The organism is Canibacter zhoujuaniae, assembly GCF_011752015.1.
Lineage (GTDB): Bacteria > Actinomycetota > Actinomycetes > Actinomycetales > Microbacteriaceae > Canibacter > Canibacter zhoujuaniae.
In genome coordinates this window covers 635,928-652,894 of the sequence record NZ_JAAIKA010000001.1, presented here as the reverse complement: position 1 = coordinate 652,894, position 16,967 = coordinate 635,928, and the positions used below count along the sequence as shown (strand labels likewise).

Sequence of the window (16,967 nt, the reverse complement as noted above, 5' to 3'; positions counted from 1 at the left end):
AGCCGTTGCTAGAATAATGGAAAAATTTTAGACCGAGAACAGGCTAGGAGAGAAGTGCTAGGTAGACTATTCCGCTCACACACAGAAGCGCAGCGGGTTGAAGACACCCGCCGCATGGTGGGCGCCTGGGGTGACGGTTTTGGCCTATTTGCTACTCGCTCCCTGCAGATTATTATCATCTTGATTCTTGCAACTGCAGCAACTCTAGGTCTCGGTTATCTAAAATCCATATTTATTCCTGTTCTGATAGCAGTGATTCTCGCAAGCACCTTCAACCCGGTTATGGTTTGGTTGCGCGCTCGCAAAGTGCCCAGTGTGCTGGCAACGCTGATTGTGCTGCTGGGCGTTCTTGCAGCCTTCGTCGGAATGGGTTGGCTGATTGTGTGGGCGGTGCAGAACCAGTGGGCCGAGCTCTCACAGCGTGCGGAAGAAGGCTATAACAAGGTGCTCGTATTTGTGCGAGACCTGCCTTTTGAAATCCCGGTCGATCGGTTTGAAGAAGTGCGCGACCAGGCTGTTGAATACGCAACGAGCAGCGGTTTCTTGAGCGGTGTGGCCGGCGGTCTCTCGTCAGCTGGTACCGGTGCAACGGCTGTCGTGCTAACTATCGTTGTGCTGTTCTTCTTTTTGAAAGATGGACAAAAGATTTGGGCTTTCCTGTGCCGCCCATTCCGTGGTGAAAACTATGCGCGAGTGCAGCGCATCGGAGCCGCATCAGTCGATACTTTCGGGGCTTATGTGCGTGGTACAGCAATGGTGGCTTTGGTTGACGCTGTTGGTATCGGGATCGGTCTGTTGATCCTGCAGGTGCCGCTTGCGCTGCCGTTAGCTGTGTTGGTGTTTGTGCTTGCGTTTATCCCGATCGTTGGTGCGGTTACCGCCGGTGTGCTCGCTGCGCTTGTCGCATTGGTCTCTAACGGGCTCACCAGCGCCCTGATTGTGGTCGCGCTTGTGATCCTCGTGAACCAGCTTGAGGGAAACCTGTTGCAGCCGGTGCTGATGGGCAACGCCCTCAGCCTGCACGCTCTTGTTGTGTTGCTCGCTCTTGCTGTGGGTACCGTCACCAACGGCATCCTCGGTGCTGTGCTTGCAGCTCCTCTGCTTGCGGTTGTGTGGGGTGCTGTGAAGGTTTGGAACGGCAAGGATGAGCCGGCAGATTGGGCAAAACCGAGCGCCCGAGAAAAAGCGATGTATAAATAGGGTGGCTTAAGAAACACCTACATGAACCTTGCGCACAGTTGTAACTGTTAAGCACCTGCGCAAAGTTTAAGCCGCCGTTCATTCGCTGAGCTGCGCTTCTAGCTGACGCAGATCTGCCTCAAGCGCAACCCACGAGAGCATTGCGCACTTAACGCGCATCACAAACTTTGCGACGCCTTGAAACGCGACAGCATCACCGAGCAGCTGTTCATTCGGTTCACCCTCGCCGCGCGACTGTAGCATCTCGCGGAAAGCGTCGATGCGCTCTTGTGCTTCTGCGATAGTCAGAGGTTTTTCTTCGAGGAGTTCGGTGAGGATCGAAGCGCTCGACTGTGAGATAGAACAGCCCTGCCCGCGCCACTTAACCTCTGTGATCGTGCCGCTTTGCGCATCATAGGCAACATCGAAGGTGATCTCGTCACCGCAGCTTGGGTTTAATTCATGGTGTGATGCGGTGTGGCCCGTCTCTGATTCAAGCTCACCCTGGCCGTGTGGGCGCTTAGAGTGGTCGAGAATAAGCTCTTGGTAGAGCGAATCAAGTGCAGACATGTTTACACCCCTCCAAAGTAACGCTGTGCTTCTTTCAATCCAGCGATGAACTGTTCAACCTCAGTGTCCGTATTTGTAAAGTGCACACTCGCGCGCACAGAGGCGGTGATACCGAGCTCGCGGTGCAGTGGTTGTGCGCAGTGATGGCCAACACGAACCATAACTCCGAGTGTGTCGAGAACCTGCCCGATATCGTGTGCGTGAATACCGCTCACATCAACCGCTGCGAGCGCAACACGCTGCTCTGGGTTGCTCGGCCCGAGCAACCGCACACCGTTTAAACCTGCGATGCCTTCGACAAGCTGTGTGACCAGTTGGTGCTCTGTTGCGGCAGCGCGGCCGGCATTGACACTGTCCAGATAGTCAATTGCAGCTCCCAGCCCGACTGCTTGTGACACAGGTTGGGTGCCCGGTTCGAAACGGTGGGGAGCTGGCAAAAATTCGGCGTGCTCGAGCGACACCTTGGTAATCGCAGAACCGCCAACCCGGATTGGCGGCAGAGCGTTTAAAAGTTCGGTTTTGCCCACCAGTGCTCCGATACCGTATGGTGCAAACAGTTTGTGACCTGAAAAAACCATGAAGTCAACACCGAGATCGGTGAAGTTGATTGGAATGTGTGGCGCCGACTGGCAGGCATCGAGCACAATAACCGCACGCTCATTTGCGTGTTTGCGTGTTGCAGCAACAAGCTCGTGCACCGGTGCGATCCAGCCGGTGACGTTTGAAATGTGGGTGAATGCAACGATTCTTGTGCGGTTATTGAGTCTCGCGACGAACTCATCGAGCTCCCAAATACCGTCAGGGGTTACCGGCACGACAACAAGTTTTGCACCTGTGCGCTGCGCTAGTCGCTGCCAGGGAATAAGATTCGCGTGGTGTTCGGCGGCGGTAACAACGATTTCAGCGTCACTATCAAGTGCGAAACGGTCAGAGCCTGGCACTGCCAGAGCGGGGGAGGTGACAGCGAGGCTGGCCTCACTAAAGCCACCTGCGAGAGTGTTTAGCGCATCGGTTGCGTTGCTCGACCACACAACTGTTGCATCACTTGGTGCACCAACGAACTTGTGCACTTTATCGCGCGCGCCCTCAAAAGCGAGCGTCGCTGCGCCAACCACGGCGCTCGTGCCCCGGTGCACCGCCGCATTGCTCTCGCGCAAGAATTTATTTTCTGCATTAATTACTGTTTCTGGGCGCTGTGCTGTTGCAGCAGTGTCAAGGTAGATTGCGCGATCCGCCGCAAATGCGCTGAAATCCTGTCGCAGCTCTGCTACCTCGGTGGGGGAAAACGGTGCTGCCGCCCGTAACTTAGCAAGTTCTAACTCTGCACGATAAGTCATAGTGCTTCTATTCTGGCACCCCTGCCCGAGTGAAACCTAGAGTGTTCGCCGCACGCGAAAGGCTCGCTAAAATTAGAGGCGTGTACGGCGAAGTAATAAACCAGATTTTGCAATTTGCGGGAATTTTGGCCTTTGCGATTTCTGGCGCGCTCGTCGGTGTGCGACAGAATCTTGATCTGCTTGGCATCATCGTAGTGGGCTCCTCAACCGGAATCGGCGGAGGCATTCTGCGCGACGTGCTGCTCGGAATCAACCCACCTACGAGTCTTGTGTTTTGGCCGAATGCAGCCGTCGCAGTTGCCGGCTCACTGCTGGTGTTCTTCTTTCACCCCGGCATCACCCGCAACCGTCACTTTGAGGTGGTCTTTGATGCGTGGGGGCTCGGGCTCTTCAGCGCCAATGGCGCAGCCTGGGCAATTTCAGAGGGGCACACCTTGCTAACTGCGGTGTTTGTGGGCACAATCACCGCAATCGGTGGCGGAGTTGTGCGCGATGTGCTCGTGAATCAGGTGCCTGGTGTGCTCACTCGTGAACTGTATGCGGTGTCTGCGTTTACGGGAGCGTTTGTCGCAGCAATTCTGCAGATGCTGACGGGCCGCATTGTGCTTGCGAGCGTAGTCGGCGTTATTTTTGGGATCACCCTGCGTTTACTGTCATACTCGCGTGGTTGGAATCTGCCGCGCCCGCCGCGCCCGTTCGGCCAGAGCATCCCAAACGGCGATCAGCAGCATTAGCCCGCCCGCTGCAAGTGGTAAATGCAGCGCCAGCTCAACACCCCAGCGATCCGCTGCAAAACCTGTCAACGCAGAGCTGACAGACTGACCGAGTGTCAGCGCAGCTCCCAAAACAGTCATCACCGTAGCTGCGCGCCCGGCCGGCGAGCGTAAAGACGCGAGACTGTAGATTGTGACTAACGCAGGGCCGACCCCAACACCAATGAGGAGCATTGCTGCCGCAAGCCCAAAACCCGTTGGGGTGACAGAGTAGAGCACAGCACCAGCAATTACTATCACCCCTGCCACCAGCCAGCGTAGATTTTGTGAGATGTGTGCGGGTAGGCGACCCACCAGCCAGGCGCAGACTGCTGACCCAACCCCCATCAGTGAATACCAGATACCCGCTTGACTCTCTTCGCCGCTCAGCTGCATCAGTGCGGTCAGTGAGACCAGAGTGCTGCCGAAACAGAATCCGATAGCGAGGAGGCCGAGCGCTGTGGTTAAAACAGGGCGGTGCAGCAGGTGACTCAGCGGTGCGGCGGGTGCGGTAGCTTGCGTCACAGCTGTGACAGTATTGGCGGAGCTGTGCAGAGCGAAGGCGGTGCACAGAACGATTGTTAGCGCCGCTGCCACAACTAACGGAGTTGCCGCACTAAAGGCTGTTGCGAGCATACCCACCACGAGTGGGCCGAACACAAAACTGATTTCATCAAGCATCGCCTCTGTTGCAAACGCGCGGTTTCGGTCGTGCAGATTAGGTGTTGCGGCGGCAGTGCGGGTGCGGGAGAGCGGCCCGACACAGGGGGCAGAAGCACCCAGCACAAACGCGCCTATCAGTAGCAGCCAGTCAGGCGCAGAGCTGTAAGCGAGGACGGCGAGATTTAGCATCGCTAGTGTGTTCACAATGGTCGCGCTGAGCACCACCCGGCGCTGCCCGAAACGATCTGCTAACGCGCCAATAACACCGGCAAATGAGGCGTGCCCAATGCCGAGAACTGCGGCGTTGTAGCCACCAAGGGTGACAGACTCTCGGGCGGCAACAACCACTGTCAGCGACCCGATTATAAGCATTGCAAACGGAAAACGTGCCGCAAAAGAAAGCAAAAAATAACTAGAACCGAGTGGTCGCATACGCTCAATTTTATGCTTAGCCGCGGTAATCGAGCGGCAGAGTAGACTGAAGGGCATGCTAATTCTCGCGGCAACTCCGATTGGCAACCTCGGTGATGCCTCACCCCGACTGCGTGAGACGCTCGCCGCGGCAGATATTATCGCAGCCGAAGACACCCGTACCACCGGTCAGCTGTTGAAGCTGCTCGACATCAAGCACAGTGCAAAGCTTGTGCCCCTGCACGATCACAATGAGCGACAGAAGGCGGATGAACTTGCAGCAGCTGCGGTGACACAGCTGGTTGTGCTTGTGAGTGACGCCGGTATGCCAACCGTATCTGACCCTGGATTTCGGGTGGTTGCTGCGGCTATTGCGCGTGACGTTGAGATTAGCAGCATTCCCGGCCCGAGCGCGCCAGTGACGGCGCTTGCTGTGTCTGGGATTCCGACAGACCGCTGGAGTTTTGAAGGGTTTGTGCCGCGTAAAAGCGGTGACAAGCGCAAACTGTTTGCGTCTCTCGCAAACGAAACGCGCACCATGCTGTTTTTTGAGAGTCCGCACCGGGTGCATGAGACGCTGCAGGCTATGCAGCAGTATTTTGGTGCAGAGCGGCAGGCCGCACTGTGTCGGGAACTTACTAAGCTGCATGAAGAAGTCATCAGAGGCACGCTGCAGAAGCTAACAGCTGCGACGGCAGCGGGTGTGCGCGGCGAGATTGTCTTGGTTGTGGCCGGCGCAGATCCGCAAATTGATACTCCGGAAACTGCGCTTCAGCGGGTGCTTGAGCGAGTGGCAAGCGGTGAGCGCGTCAAGGACGCGACGCGTGCAGTTGCTGCGACCAGTGGTATTCCAGCACGAGAACTGTATGCGATGGTGACAGCTATGAAAGATAGTGCCCGTCGTGGCGCACTGAACGAAAAATAGTAGAGATTGTCGGCGCGGGTTCAGCTAATTCATATTTAGTTGCTACAGACTCTTAGTGTTAAATGCGGTTTATCCGCTCTGAAAATGCCGTGCTGCGCACGTGCTATGAAGAGGATAGGAATTATTTTGAAGCGTTCACTCGCCCTTGTTGCAGGAGCAGCAACCGTGTTAACCCTCGGGGCATGTGCAGATCAAACCCTCGCTACTGGCGCCGGCTGCGTTGTGCCGGAAAGCGCGACCTTAAAGAAGATTGAGGTTGCGCCGGGCGAAGACGGCCAGAATATGCTGAAGGGCAAGCTGCCAATCACCGCTCCTGAAACCCAGCAGGTGTTTGTTGTGGAAAAGGGTGATGGCGGCAAAGTTATCGGTGATGTAGAGGGCCGCACCGAACAGTACAAACTTGTAATAACCGCATACAACGGCAACACCGGAAAGCAGATTGTGCAGCAGCCGGTGCAGACTTCTGTCGGTGAGTCATCCGGGCTTAAATTCCTCACTAATGTTGCCGGTTGCGTGACAGACAACGGTAAATTACTGACTGTTACTAAGGCCAGCGATGTTTGGCCAACCGCAGATCAAATGTTCCAAGATCTTGCTGGCGACGACGCTGTGGTCTTAGAAGTCGACTATGAAGGTAAGGTGCCGGCACCGCTGACTGACGATCAGCTCCTGCCACAGGCAGAAGGAAAAGCGGCTAAGCTTCCGGCCGATTTCCCGCAGGTTGACGTAGCCAAAAACGGTGAACCAACAATCACGATTAAAGATGCCGCAGCAAAACCAGCTGAGCTTAAAGTTGCAAACCTAATTGAGGGTGATGGCGAGACCGTAGAGCCTGGCGCACTGACCTATGTGCACTATAAGGGTGTGCTGTGGTCAACCGGGAAAGAGTTCGACTCGAGCTGGTCACGTGGCGGGAAGGCAGCTAGCTTCCCAACTGACGGCGTGATCGAAGGCTTCCGGAAAGCACTTGAGGGTCAGAAGGTGGGCTCCCGTGTGGTCGTGCTCGTGCCGCCCGCTGAGGGCTATGGCGCAGACTGGAATAAGCAGCAGGGTGGCACAGAAGACGATGTGATGGTGTTTGTGCTAGACATCGTTGGCGCCCAGAACAAGTAGCGGCGAGTGGCGCTTTTGCAAGACCTGGTGCCTTTCATAGTAGGTGTGCTCATTGTGGCGCTCGGTGTCGCCGCATCTATTGCACTGCACGAAGTTGGGCACCTGGTTCCTGCAAAAGTTTTTGGGGTTAAAGTAACCCGTTTCATGGTTGGTTTTGGCCGGACGCTGTGGTCGAAACAGCGTGGTGAAACCGAATACGGAATAAAACTTTTACCCTTCGGTGGGTACGTGCAAATGATTGGCATGTATCCACCAAAGAAACCGGGTGAGGCTCCGCGTGAAGCCTCGACTGGTTTCCTAGACTCAATGGCGAACGATGCGCGAGAGTTTAGCGCTGAAACCATTACTCCGGGAGACGAGAAGCGGTCGTTTTATCTTTTGCCGGCATGGAAAAAGATAATCATCATGCTGGGCGGGCCGCTAATGAACCTTGTGCTTGGCGTGGTGCTTTATGCGGTGCTGCTCTCAGGCATCGGAGTCGCCTCAACTACAACAACTGTTGCCGCGCTGAACGAATGCCTAAAACCGGTCACAGCTGCAGAGCAGACCTGTGCACCCGGTGATCCGACCGCACCTGGAGTGGCTGCTGGATTAGCCGCAGGGGACACGATCACAGCGATTTCTGGGAAAAATATCAACACATGGGATGAGCTGCGCGAAATTATTGCCGCCAACCCAAACACTCCGCTTGAAATTACCTACGAACGGGCGGGAGAAACTCGCTCGACGGTGCTCACACCCGCCCTCACGGAGCGCGCCGTATACACTGACGCGGGGCAGCCCGTTCTTGATGCAAACGGTGATCCGCAGCTTGAATCTGTGGGAATGATCGGTGCGCTACCTGAGACCGCGATTCAACGCCAGCCGCTGAGTGCGGTGCCGCGCTATGTGGGAGATAACGTTTCGGGTGTCGTTAATGTTATTCTGCACCTGCCGCATCGTTTAATAGATGTGTGGAACGCGGCGTTTGGAACGGAAGAGCGCGACCCGAACGGCCCGATCAGTGTTGTCGGGGTGGGGCGCATCGCTGGTGAAATTGCCAGCCATGACGGGATTGAAGTAAAGAGCAAAGTCTCGGCGATGGTGGGCTTGCTCGCCGGTTTAAATATTGCGCTCTTCGTGTTCAACCTGATCCCCCTGCTGCCGCTCGATGGTGGGCACGTTGCCGGCGCCGTCTACGAATCAGCGAAGCGCCGCCTCTACAGGCTTTTTGGAAAACCAGATCCCGGCCCAATAGATACGGCCAAGATGGTGCCGTTCACCTTTGCGATGGTGCTCGTTTTTGGTGCTATGAGCCTGCTGTTGATATACGCTGACCTCGTCAAGCCCATTACGCTGCAGTAGCCCGTAGCCACTGCGCTAGGGTGGAGGGGTGAATGATGTTACCTCTGAAAACTCATCGACAGCTACCGGCGCAAACAGGCAGCATCGGCTGCTGTCTTTTGTGCGTCGTGGCGGCCGTCTCACCTCCGGGCAGGAACGGGCCTTAAACGAGCTTGCGCCCGAGTATCTGATAGAGCCTAAGCGAGGTGACGGAGTAACTTCAATTGCTGCCGATCAGGAAACCGATCCGGCTCGCTGGTTCGGCCGCAAAGCTCCGCTCGTAGTGGAGATCGGATCGGGGCAGGGGCACCAAATAACACACGCCGCCGCTGCCACACCTGAGCGTGACTTCTTGGCGCTTGAGGTGTTTACTGGCGGGTTGGCGCGCACAATGGTGCTGGCAGAGCAGCTTGATGTGCACAATTTGCGCCTGATAGAAGCAAACGCACCGGAAGTGCTGGAACATTTGCTGCCCGCAGCCTCTGCCAATGAGATCTGGATATTTTTCCCAGATCCGTGGCACAAAGCTAGGCACAATAAACGTCGTTTAATTAACGATAGTTTTGTGCCGCTCATCGCTCGCGCCTTACAGCCCGGTGGGATAGTGCGCATGGCGACTGACTGGGAAGAATACGCTGAGCAGATGCGTGAGGTGTTTGACAGAGCGGACGGTTTTAAGCGCGGCTTCGACGGCGAGTGGGCTGAGCGATTCAACGGACGCGTGCTCACCGCATTTGAGAAGAAAGGTATTGCGAAAGGGCGCAACATTCGCGATCTCAGCTACATCAGAGTTGCCGAGGGCGCGACACAGTCTAAAATCGGGTAGACTAAAGCGGTTGCTTTGGTGCGTCTGCAACAGATGCGCTTTTGCCCCCGTAGCTCAGTGGATAGAGCGCCGGTTTCCGGTACCGTAGGTCGGAGGTTCGATTCCTCTCGGGGGCGCAAATCATTTTTCACCCTGCTGTGGCTCGCACTCGCTCGTTAATTACGGTAACCAAGTTGAAAAGCGCGCAAATTCCGGCAAAGATTAGCTTATGACTATCTCTGCGAAGCACACCGGCGTGGAGATCGCCGGAATCGAAGTTGTCAGCGAAAATGAGCGCACAGCACGGCCGCGTGATCTGTTTTGGCCGTGGTTTGCTGCGAATGTTTCGGTGTTCGGCATCTCGTATGCGGCCTGGGTGCTCGGTTTTGGCATTTCTTTCTGGCAGGCAACAGTGGTTACCGTGATTGGTGTCACCATCTCGTTTCTGCTGTGCGGTGTTATCGCTATCGCAGGTAAACGCGGTTCTGCACCAACCATGATCCTGTCGCGCGCTGCTTTCGGCGTGAAGGGTCAGAAAATACCCGGCATTTTTTCGTGGCTTATCTCGATGGGCTGGGAAACAATTCTTGCAATTCTTGCGGTGCTCGCAACCGCCACGATTCTCACCCGGCTGGGTCTTGAGGGTGAGCTGTTAATAAAAATTATCGCGACTATCGTCATAGCTGCGCTCATTGTCGGAGCCTCCGTAGCCGGGTATCACATCATTATGCGACTGCAGAAGATCTTTACCTGGGTTACCGCGGCGATTACGATTATTTACGTTGTTTTGGTTGCGCCGAGCATCGACATGCAGCGGGTGCTTGCAATGGAGTCTGGTGGATCTACCCAGGTTATCGGTGCCTTAGTGATGGTGATGACCGGGTTTGGTTTGGGATGGATCAATATTGCCGCAGACTGGTCACGCTACCAGCGACGTGATGCGAGCAACAGCAAAATAGTGTTCTGGAACACCTTCGGTGGCGCGACCTCCCCGATCATTCTGGTCATCTGCGGTTGTTTGATCATCGGCAGCAACCCGGAACTAATGGACGGTATTGCCTACGATCCGATCGGCACCCTGGCAGACCTCCTGCCAACCTGGGTGCTGCTGCCGTTTCTGATTGCTTCCGTGCTCGCACTGGTTTCTGGGGCGGTGCTCGGAATCTACTCATCCGGTCTCACCCTGTTAAGTTTGGGCGTGAAGCTACCGCGCCCGGCGGCGGCTGGTATCGACGGCACTATCCTGACCTTGGGCACTATCTATGTTGTGTTCTTTGCTGCAAACTTCCGCGATCCTTTCGAATCCTTCCTCATCACCCTCGGCGTGCCAATCGCAGCATGGGCGGGTATCATGATCGCAGATATCGCCCTGCGGAAGCAGCCGTATGATGAAGCCGCCCTGTTTGATGCGCGCGGTCGCTACGGATCTATTGATTGGATCTCCGTTGGCACAATGCTGTTTGCGATGTTTGTTGGCTGGGGGCTTGTTGTCAACTCATACGCTGAGACAGTGGCCTGGAATAACTGGCAGGGATATCTGCTGGGGCCGCTCGGATTGGGTGGGCGTGAAGGCGACTGGGCGTGGGCTAATCTCGGTGTTATCGTGGCGCTGTTGATTGGCTTTATCGTGACATTCATCGCTCGGCGCGGCATTGTTGCAAAACAAGAAAAGAACTAAGGTTAAACTGTGACTCCAGACAAAATCGCCAGTGAACTGCATAGAATTCTCACCTCGATAGCCGCCGCAAACAGCGCAGATATTGAGATTACCGAACAGCAGCTGCAACTTGAGCGACCAAAGAATCGTGCGCACGGAGACTGGGCGTCAAACGCGGCGATGCAGTTTGGCAAGCGGCTCGGCATGAACCCGCGTGCTCTTGCTGAGCAAATTGCGGCTGAGCTCAAACTGGTAGACGGCATTGCAGTCGTTGAGATAGCAGGGCCGGGCTTTATTAATATCACGCTAGATGTTGCTGCGGCCGGTCAAATCGCGCAAGATATTGTGCTGGCAGGTGCCGCATACGGGCGCAACAGTTTGCTTTCCGGGCAGAGCATTAACCTTGAGTTTGTTTCTGCGAACCCGACAGGCCCCGTGCATCTCGGGCACACCCGCTGGGCGGCGCTCGGTGATTCGCTCGCGCGAGTTCTGAAAGCGGCCGGCGCAGACATTGTAAGCGAGTATTACATTAACGACGCAGGTGCCCAGATGCAGAAATTTGGGCGCTCAGTGCTCGCTGCGGCACTAAACCAACCAGCACCAGAAGACGGGTATCCGGGTAAATACATTCAGGTGCTCGGTGAAAAAGTTCTTAAAGAGCGCCCAGACCTCGTTGAATTGAGCCCAGCAGAGCAGCTTGACGTGACAACTGAAATTGCTTATCGCCTGCAGTTAGATGAGATTAAGAGCTCCCTGGCAAACTTCAACGTCAACTTTGACGTGTGGTTTTCAGAGCGCACTCTGCACGAACAGACGGACGGCGGCAAAAGCAAAATCGAAATCGCGCTCGACCGCTTGCGTGAAGCCGGGCATGTTTATGAAGAGGGCGGCGCCACCTGGGTGCGCACCTCCACCTTCGGCGACGATAAAGATCGGGTCTTCACCCGCGGTAACGGCATCTACACTTATTTTGCCGCTGATGCCGCCTATCTGCTTTCTAAATCGTCTCGCGGCTCCTATGAAAAGATCTATCTGTTAGGCGCCGACCACCACGGCTATGTGGGGCGGCTAAAAGCTCTGTCTGCTGTTGCGGGCGAGGATCCAGAACGTCAGATGACCGTGCTGATCGGTCAACTGGTGATGCTGAATGGTGCTCGCCTGTCTAAACGTGCCGGCAATATTGTGGAGCTTGACGATCTGCTCGAGTGGGTCGGCTCAGATGCCTTGCGTTTTTGGCTGTCTCGCTACCCGGCCGACTCGCCGCTGTCGCTAGAGGGCGAAAAACTGCGCAGCCGCACAAACGACAACCCCGTGTTTTATGTGCAGTACGCCCACGCACGCACCTGCGCTGTAGACCGCAATGCTGCCGCTGTAGGGCTGCAGCGTGATGTTTTTCAGCCGGAACTGCTCACCCATACGAGCGAAACCGAACTTCTCGGTAAGCTGCAGCAGTATCCGGGGATTGTCGCTGGCGCCGCACAATTACGTGAGCCGCATCGGATCACACGCTACCTTGAAGAGCTGGCGGGCAGCTACCACAGATGGTATGACCAGTGTCGGGTGCTGCCGCAGGGTGATGAGGCTATCCAACCTCTGCACCAAACCCGCCTGTGGCTAAACGATGCAGCTCAGCAGGTGCTAGCAAACGGTCTCGATCTAATCGGTGTTAGCGCACCGGAGCGGCTCTAGGTGAGTAAGCGAAAGCGCTGGCTTATCACAACCGCGGTTGTGGTTGGCATAGTCAGCATGATCGTGGCCGTGGTTGAGATTGCGGGGCGGCCCCTAGTAAAGAGTGTGGCTGCTGGCGCAATCCGAGAAAACCTGCACATACCTGCGACAGTTCCTGTTGAGGTGGATCTCGATGGTTCGCTGACATGGCAGCTGCTGACCGGAAAATTTCGCAATGTGGGTCTGCAGGTGCCAAACTACACCGTTGCTGACGGTGTTACTGTCAACGTGAACGCAACCTTTGCTGGAATCGGAGTAAACCCAACTGCGAGCACGCTAGATAACGGGTGGGCGTATGTGAGTATGACTCACGAACAGTTCCGTGAAATGGCAATAACCCTGGCCGGTGACTGGGTTGATGACGTTGAATTTCATGACAACCGCATTATCGTGCATAAGTCTTTGACCGCTTTTGGCTCAAGCGTCGATGCGAGTGTTGAGGTGCAACCCTTAGCCGGTGCGGGGCAGACTCTGCTGCTGAACCCGGTGCAGATTAGCGCCGGCGGGATCACAACAACCCCAGAACAGCTGAGCCACCTCTCTGGCGGCCTACTCGGTGAAGTCGCATCCAGCTTCATTGAGCCTTACGATATTTGCTTTATCAACTACATCCCACAGGGTTTGCAGCTGCGTCGCGTAGCTGTGACAGAGAAAGAGGTGCGGGCGAGTTTCCAAATTGATCCGGAGTTTCTCCGCGATCCGCAGAAAAGACAACCCGGCACCTGCGCTGAGCACTAATTTCAACACCAGCCACAACCATGAGGAGCACCATGAGCACCGACCTCAACGCTATCAATCAGGCGATATTCCCCAGCACCGCAGCCCGCAATGCCGAAGGTGAGTTGGAGATTGGGGGAGTGGCAGCAACCGCGCTCGCATCTGACTACGGCACTCCGCTGTTTGTGTTTGATGAGCGAGAGTTTCGTGCCCGCGCGAAGAACACCGTCACAGCGCTGCGGTCTGAGTTTCAGCGTATTGGTGCGGACGCAAAAGTCTACTACTCAAGCAAAGCATTTTTGTGTGTTGAGGTTGCGCGCTGGGCGATAGAAGAAGGGCTCCACATTGATGTTGCCAGTGGCGGCGAGCTTGCTGTCGTGTTGGCAGCGGGTATCGACCCGAAGCTTATTGCCATGCAGGGCAACAACAAGTCGCGTGCAGAGCTGCGTGAAGCGATCGAAATTGGTATCGGCAGCATCGTCATTGATAGCGCGCATGAGATTGAGCGGCTGAGTGAGGAGGCTGCGAAGCTTGGCAAGACAGTGCGTGTTTTCTTGCGGGTCAACAGCGGTGTGCACGCAACAACCCACAGTTTCCTAGCAACCGCGCATGAGGATCAAAAATTTGGGGTACCGCTGACGCAGGCAGCTGAGTTGATCGAGCGTATTCGCTCTGATGCAAACATGGATCTGCGCGGTGTGCACTGCCACATTGGCTCTCAAATTCACGCGGTTGATGGATTTGTTGAATCGGCTGCCCGCATGACTGAGCTGGTTGCCGAGCTGAGCAAAACGGGCCCGGTGCCAGAGCTGAATCTCGGCGGCGGTTTTGGTATTGCCTACAATCAGGCTGAGGTAGAGAGCGCGCCAAACATTTTCGAGCTTGCCAAGCAGCTGGCAGATACAGTTGCTGTCGCCTGTGAACGCGCCGGCATTCCGGTGCCGCTCTTAAGCTTTGAGCCGGGTCGTTCAATTGCCGCCCCAGCGGGAGTCACCCTCTATACGGTAGGAAATATTAAAACCGTTGACCTCACCGTTAGTGACAAGGCAGCTGACCCGGCAGATTTGGGTTATACCGAACGTCGCTACATCAGTATCGACGGCGGTATGAGCGACAACCTTCGCCCGGCTTTCTACAACGCCACCTACACTGCACGCCTCGCAAACCGGACAAGCAGTGCGCCACCCGCCCTGTCTCGTGTTGTTGGTAAACACTGTGAAACGGGCGATATCGTGCTGCACCGCGCGCTTTTGCAGAGTGATATTAGTGAAGGGGATCTTATCGCGTTTGCGGCCACAGGCGCTTATGGCTGGGTGCTTGCGAGCAACTACAACTATGTGCCGCGCCCGGCAGTGGTTGCTGTGCGAGACGGTGAATCACGCTTGATAGTGCGCGGAGAAACAATTAAAGACTTGGTGGCGCGCAGCGTCTACTAAACTTTTAACATTGACTTTTACCCAAATAAACGAATCAGAAAAGAGTGAGTTTCGTGAGCGAATTGCGCAATCTTCGGGTGGCTCTGTTGGGAAGCGGATCGGTTGGTTCTCAAGTGGCGAGGTTGCTGCTTGAACACAGCGAAGAGCTCTCCGCTCGGATCGGTGCAAAGCTGGAGCTCGCCGGAATTGCCGTGCGCAACCTGGATGCTAAGCGGGATGTTGAATTGCCGCAGGAGCTTTACACAACCGACGCCGAGCGGCTGATCCTCGGCGCAGATATTGTTGTGGAGGTTATGGGCGGTATTGAGCCGGCAAGAACCCTGATCCTTACCGCACTGCAGCAGGGTTCAGATGTGATCACCGCCAATAAGGCGCTGCTTGCGGCGCACGGGGAAGAGCTGCAGGCAGCCGCTGATCGTGTTGGCGCGCAGCTGTCTTACGAAGCAGCGGTTGCGGGGGCGATTCCGATCATTCGACCGCTTTTGAACAGCCTCGCAGGCGACAATATTAAGCGCGCAATGGGGATCGTAAACGGATCAACCAACTATATTCTCGACAGCATGGATCGCTTCGGGCAGACCACAGAGGAGGCAATGAAGATTGCCAGCGACCTTGGCTATCTGGAAGCGGATCCGACCCTCGACGTCGAAGGCTATGACGCCGCACAGAAGGCAGCAATTCTGGCGCGCATTGCCTTCCACACGGAGCTGCCCGCAGACGCAGTTTATCGCGAGGGAATCACGAAGATAACCGCTGAGGATATCGCGACAGCAAAACAGAACGGGCAGACTATTAAACTGCTCGCGGTGGTTGAGCGTGTCGAGCGCGAAGATGGATCTGAGGGCGTATCAGCACGTGTTTATCCGGCGCTAATCTCCCGTGAGCATCCGCTGGCTGCTGTGCACGGCGGAAAGAATGCGATCTTTGTCGAAGCTGAGAGCGCCGGCGAGCTAATGTTTTACGGTGCGGGCGCCGGCGGTGTGGAAACCGCCTCTGCTGTGCTGGGTGATCTGGTTTCCGCTGCGCGCCGCCATGTAGCAGGCGGGCCGGGTGTCTCGTTTAAGAGCTACGCAAATCTGCCGGTGCTTACAATCGGGGAGATTCTCACCGCATATCAGCTGCGGCTGACAGTTGCTGATCAACCGGGTGTGCTGCAACAGATCGCCGGTGTGTTTGCTGAGAATAACGTCTCGCTTGCGACGGTGCAGCAGAGCCCGAGCAAAGACACTGCAGACGCCGCAACTCTTGTTATCGGAACCTATCGTGCGCGCGAGGCGGAGCTAAAAGCAACCCTAGAAAGAATCGCTGCGCTTGATGCTGTGTTGTCTGTCGACAGCACTCTGCGTGTTGCTGAGGTCTCTGCATAATGCGCAAAGTACGGGTGCGTGTGCCCGCCACGAGCGCTAACTTAGGGCCGGGCTTTGACACATTTGGACTGGGGCTCTCATACGCTGACGAGCACACCGCTGAGGTGCTACCGGCAGGCTCTGAAACAGTTGTGCGGATCAGCGGTAACGGTGCTGGAGAGCTTCCCACCGATGCCAGCAACCTGATGGCAAAGTCGGTTGCGCATGTGTTCAAACGGGTGGGTCGGGAAGTGCCGCCGCTTGAAATTCATGCGCACAACCGGATCCCGCACGGACGCGGTATGGGATCTTCTGGCGCCGCAATTGTTGCGGGTGTGATGATGGCGAAGGGTTTGCTTGCTGGCGAGGTGGAGCTTTCGGATCAGGCTCTGTTGGATTACGCAACAGAGCTGGAAGGGCATCCTGACAATGTTGCGCCGGCTCTTATGGGCGGGTTAACTATTGCTTGGACGAGCGAGAACGGCCCGCGGGCAAAAAAACTTGCTGTGCACAGGAGTATCGCGCCGTTGGTTTTGGTGCCAGATTTTCAAGTCTCAACTAAACTTGCCCGCTCCCTGCAGCCGGACAGTGTGCCCCACGTTGACGCTGTGTTTAACGTTTCGCGCTCCTCACTGTTGGTGGCAGCGCTGACTCAAAGCCCGGATCTTTTGTTTGCCGCGACAGAAGACAAACTGCATCAAAACTATCGTGGCGAGGCTATGCCACGCACCCGAGATCTGGTTGCTGCGCTGCGTGCACAAGGGTTCCCATCGGTAGTTTCAGGTGCTGGCCCGTCAATTTTGGTGTTGAACGAAAGTTCAAGTCAGAGGCTTGAAGCGGTCGATTATGTTACTGAAAACGCACCCGATTGGCAGCGTTTAGTGCTGGCTGTCGATATTCAAGGTGCTACAGTAGAAGAAGTTGTTTAGCAATTTGCGCAGTCGCGCGGTTAACTGGCTAACACTATTTACTACGGAATAACACGCAGTTTGGAATGTGCTCAGC

The 16,967-nt window shown here is 55.8% G+C and carries 15 protein-coding genes and 1 tRNA gene; 13 read left to right on the top strand and 3 right to left on the bottom strand.

Annotation, left to right across the window (positions count from 1 at the left end; genetic code table 11):
• Nucleotides 1-54 precede the first annotated feature (54 nt).
• Entirely contained in the window at nucleotides 55-1,200 is a 1,146-nt protein-coding gene (locus tag HCQ99_RS03075) for an AI-2E family transporter (RefSeq protein WP_243854559.1), read from the top strand.
• Nucleotides 1,201-1,278: 78 nt separating this feature from the next.
• Here HCQ99_RS03075 and sufU read toward each other — a convergent pair whose 3' ends face one another.
• Both sufU and HCQ99_RS03065 read right to left on the bottom strand, forming a co-directional pair.
• A complete protein-coding gene (gene sufU, locus HCQ99_RS03070) occupies nucleotides 1,279-1,749 on the bottom strand; it encodes a Fe-S cluster assembly sulfur transfer protein SufU (protein WP_166985558.1) in 471 nt (156 codons plus the stop codon).
• A 2-nt stretch (nucleotides 1,750-1,751) separates the two neighbouring features.
• The gene (locus tag HCQ99_RS03065; protein ID WP_166985555.1) at nucleotides 1,752-3,086 is read right to left on the bottom strand and encodes an aminotransferase class V-fold PLP-dependent enzyme; all 1,335 of its coding nucleotides are present in this window, start codon (nucleotides 3,084-3,086) and stop codon (nucleotides 1,752-1,754) included.
• Nucleotides 3,087-3,166: 80 nt separating this feature from the next.
• On the opposite strand from HCQ99_RS03065, the gene HCQ99_RS03060 reads away from it, so the two are divergent.
• The gene (locus HCQ99_RS03060) at nucleotides 3,167-3,820 is read left to right on the top strand and encodes a trimeric intracellular cation channel family protein (protein WP_166985552.1); all 654 of its coding nucleotides are present in this window, start codon (nucleotides 3,167-3,169) and stop codon (nucleotides 3,818-3,820) included.
• Here HCQ99_RS03060 and HCQ99_RS03055 read toward each other — a convergent pair.
• Nucleotides 3,740-4,933, bottom strand: coding sequence for an MFS transporter (locus HCQ99_RS03055; protein ID WP_166985549.1), 1,194 nt, complete (start codon nucleotides 4,931-4,933; stop codon nucleotides 3,740-3,742). The genes HCQ99_RS03060 and HCQ99_RS03055 overlap by 81 nt on opposite strands.
• A 55-nt stretch (nucleotides 4,934-4,988) precedes the next feature.
• Here HCQ99_RS03055 and rsmI point away from each other — a divergent pair, with 55 nt between their 5' ends.
• The 11 genes from rsmI to thrB all read left to right on the top strand — a co-directional run bounded on the left by rsmI (nucleotide 4,989) and on the right by thrB (nucleotide 16,891).
• Nucleotides 4,989-5,837 (top strand): 16S rRNA (cytidine(1402)-2'-O)-methyltransferase, encoded by an 849-nt coding sequence (gene rsmI, locus HCQ99_RS03050; RefSeq protein ID WP_166985546.1) that lies wholly within the window; start codon nucleotides 4,989-4,991, stop codon nucleotides 5,835-5,837.
• Nucleotides 5,838-5,963: 126 nt separating this feature from the next.
• Nucleotides 5,964-6,950 carry an FKBP-type peptidyl-prolyl cis-trans isomerase gene (locus HCQ99_RS03045; RefSeq protein WP_166985543.1) on the top strand — a complete coding sequence of 329 codons (987 nt, stop codon included), beginning with the start codon at nucleotides 5,964-5,966 and terminating at the stop codon, nucleotides 6,948-6,950.
• Between the two features lie 15 nt (nucleotides 6,951-6,965).
• Nucleotides 6,966-8,294, top strand: coding sequence for a M50 family metallopeptidase (locus HCQ99_RS03040; RefSeq protein WP_166986530.1), 1,329 nt, complete (start codon nucleotides 6,966-6,968; stop codon nucleotides 8,292-8,294).
• An 88-nt stretch (nucleotides 8,295-8,382) separates the two neighbouring features.
• The gene (trmB, locus tag HCQ99_RS03035; protein WP_424945204.1) at nucleotides 8,383-9,099 is read left to right on the top strand and encodes a tRNA (guanosine(46)-N7)-methyltransferase TrmB; all 717 of its coding nucleotides are present in this window, start codon (nucleotides 8,383-8,385) and stop codon (nucleotides 9,097-9,099) included.
• A gap of 43 nt (nucleotides 9,100-9,142) precedes the next feature.
• Nucleotides 9,143-9,215 (top strand) — tRNA-Arg (locus HCQ99_RS03030).
• 92 nt (nucleotides 9,216-9,307) lie between these two features.
• A complete protein-coding gene (locus HCQ99_RS03025; RefSeq protein WP_166985537.1) occupies nucleotides 9,308-10,756 on the top strand; it encodes a purine-cytosine permease family protein in 1,449 nt (482 codons plus the stop codon).
• Nucleotides 10,757-10,765: 9 nt separating this feature from the next.
• Nucleotides 10,766-12,424, top strand: coding sequence for an arginine--tRNA ligase (locus tag HCQ99_RS03020; protein WP_166985534.1), 1,659 nt, complete (start codon nucleotides 10,766-10,768; stop codon nucleotides 12,422-12,424).
• Nucleotides 12,425-13,201, top strand: a complete 777-nt coding sequence (locus tag HCQ99_RS03015; protein WP_166985531.1) for an LmeA family phospholipid-binding protein — start codon at nucleotides 12,425-12,427, stop codon at nucleotides 13,199-13,201.
• Between the two features lie 32 nt (nucleotides 13,202-13,233).
• Nucleotides 13,234-14,616 carry a diaminopimelate decarboxylase gene (gene lysA, locus HCQ99_RS03010; RefSeq protein ID WP_243854772.1) on the top strand — a complete coding sequence of 461 codons (1,383 nt, stop codon included), beginning with the start codon at nucleotides 13,234-13,236 and terminating at the stop codon, nucleotides 14,614-14,616.
• A 53-nt stretch (nucleotides 14,617-14,669) separates the two neighbouring features.
• Entirely contained in the window at nucleotides 14,670-15,983 is a 1,314-nt protein-coding gene (locus HCQ99_RS03005; RefSeq protein WP_166985525.1) for a homoserine dehydrogenase, read from the top strand.
• On the top strand, nucleotides 15,983-16,891 hold the full coding sequence (gene thrB / locus HCQ99_RS03000) for a homoserine kinase (RefSeq protein ID WP_166985522.1): 909 nt from the start codon (nucleotides 15,983-15,985) through the stop codon (nucleotides 16,889-16,891). The genes HCQ99_RS03005 and thrB overlap by 1 nt, the downstream gene beginning before the upstream one ends.
• Nucleotides 16,892-16,967 lie beyond the last annotated feature (76 nt).

What these genes read in the sequence shown, in the direction of transcription:
- sufU (WP_166985558.1), bottom strand. Translation starts at nt 1,749, where the DNA reads ATGTCTGCACTTGATTCGCTCTACCAAGAGCTTATTCTCGACCACTCT.
- HCQ99_RS03065 (WP_166985555.1), bottom strand. Translation starts at nt 3,086, where the DNA reads ATGACTTATCGTGCAGAGTTAGAACTTGCTAAGTTACGGGCGGCAGCA.
- HCQ99_RS03055 (WP_166985549.1), bottom strand. Translation starts at nt 4,933, where the DNA reads ATGCGACCACTCGGTTCTAGTTATTTTTTGCTTTCTTTTGCGGCACGT.
- rsmI (WP_166985546.1), top strand. Translation starts at nt 4,989, where the DNA reads ATGCTAATTCTCGCGGCAACTCCGATTGGCAACCTCGGTGATGCCTCA.
- HCQ99_RS03025 (WP_166985537.1), top strand. Translation starts at nt 9,308, where the DNA reads ATGACTATCTCTGCGAAGCACACCGGCGTGGAGATCGCCGGAATCGAA.
- lysA (WP_243854772.1), top strand. Translation starts at nt 13,234, where the DNA reads ATGAGCACCGACCTCAACGCTATCAATCAGGCGATATTCCCCAGCACC.
- thrB (WP_166985522.1), top strand. Translation starts at nt 15,983, where the DNA reads ATGCGCAAAGTACGGGTGCGTGTGCCCGCCACGAGCGCTAACTTAGGG.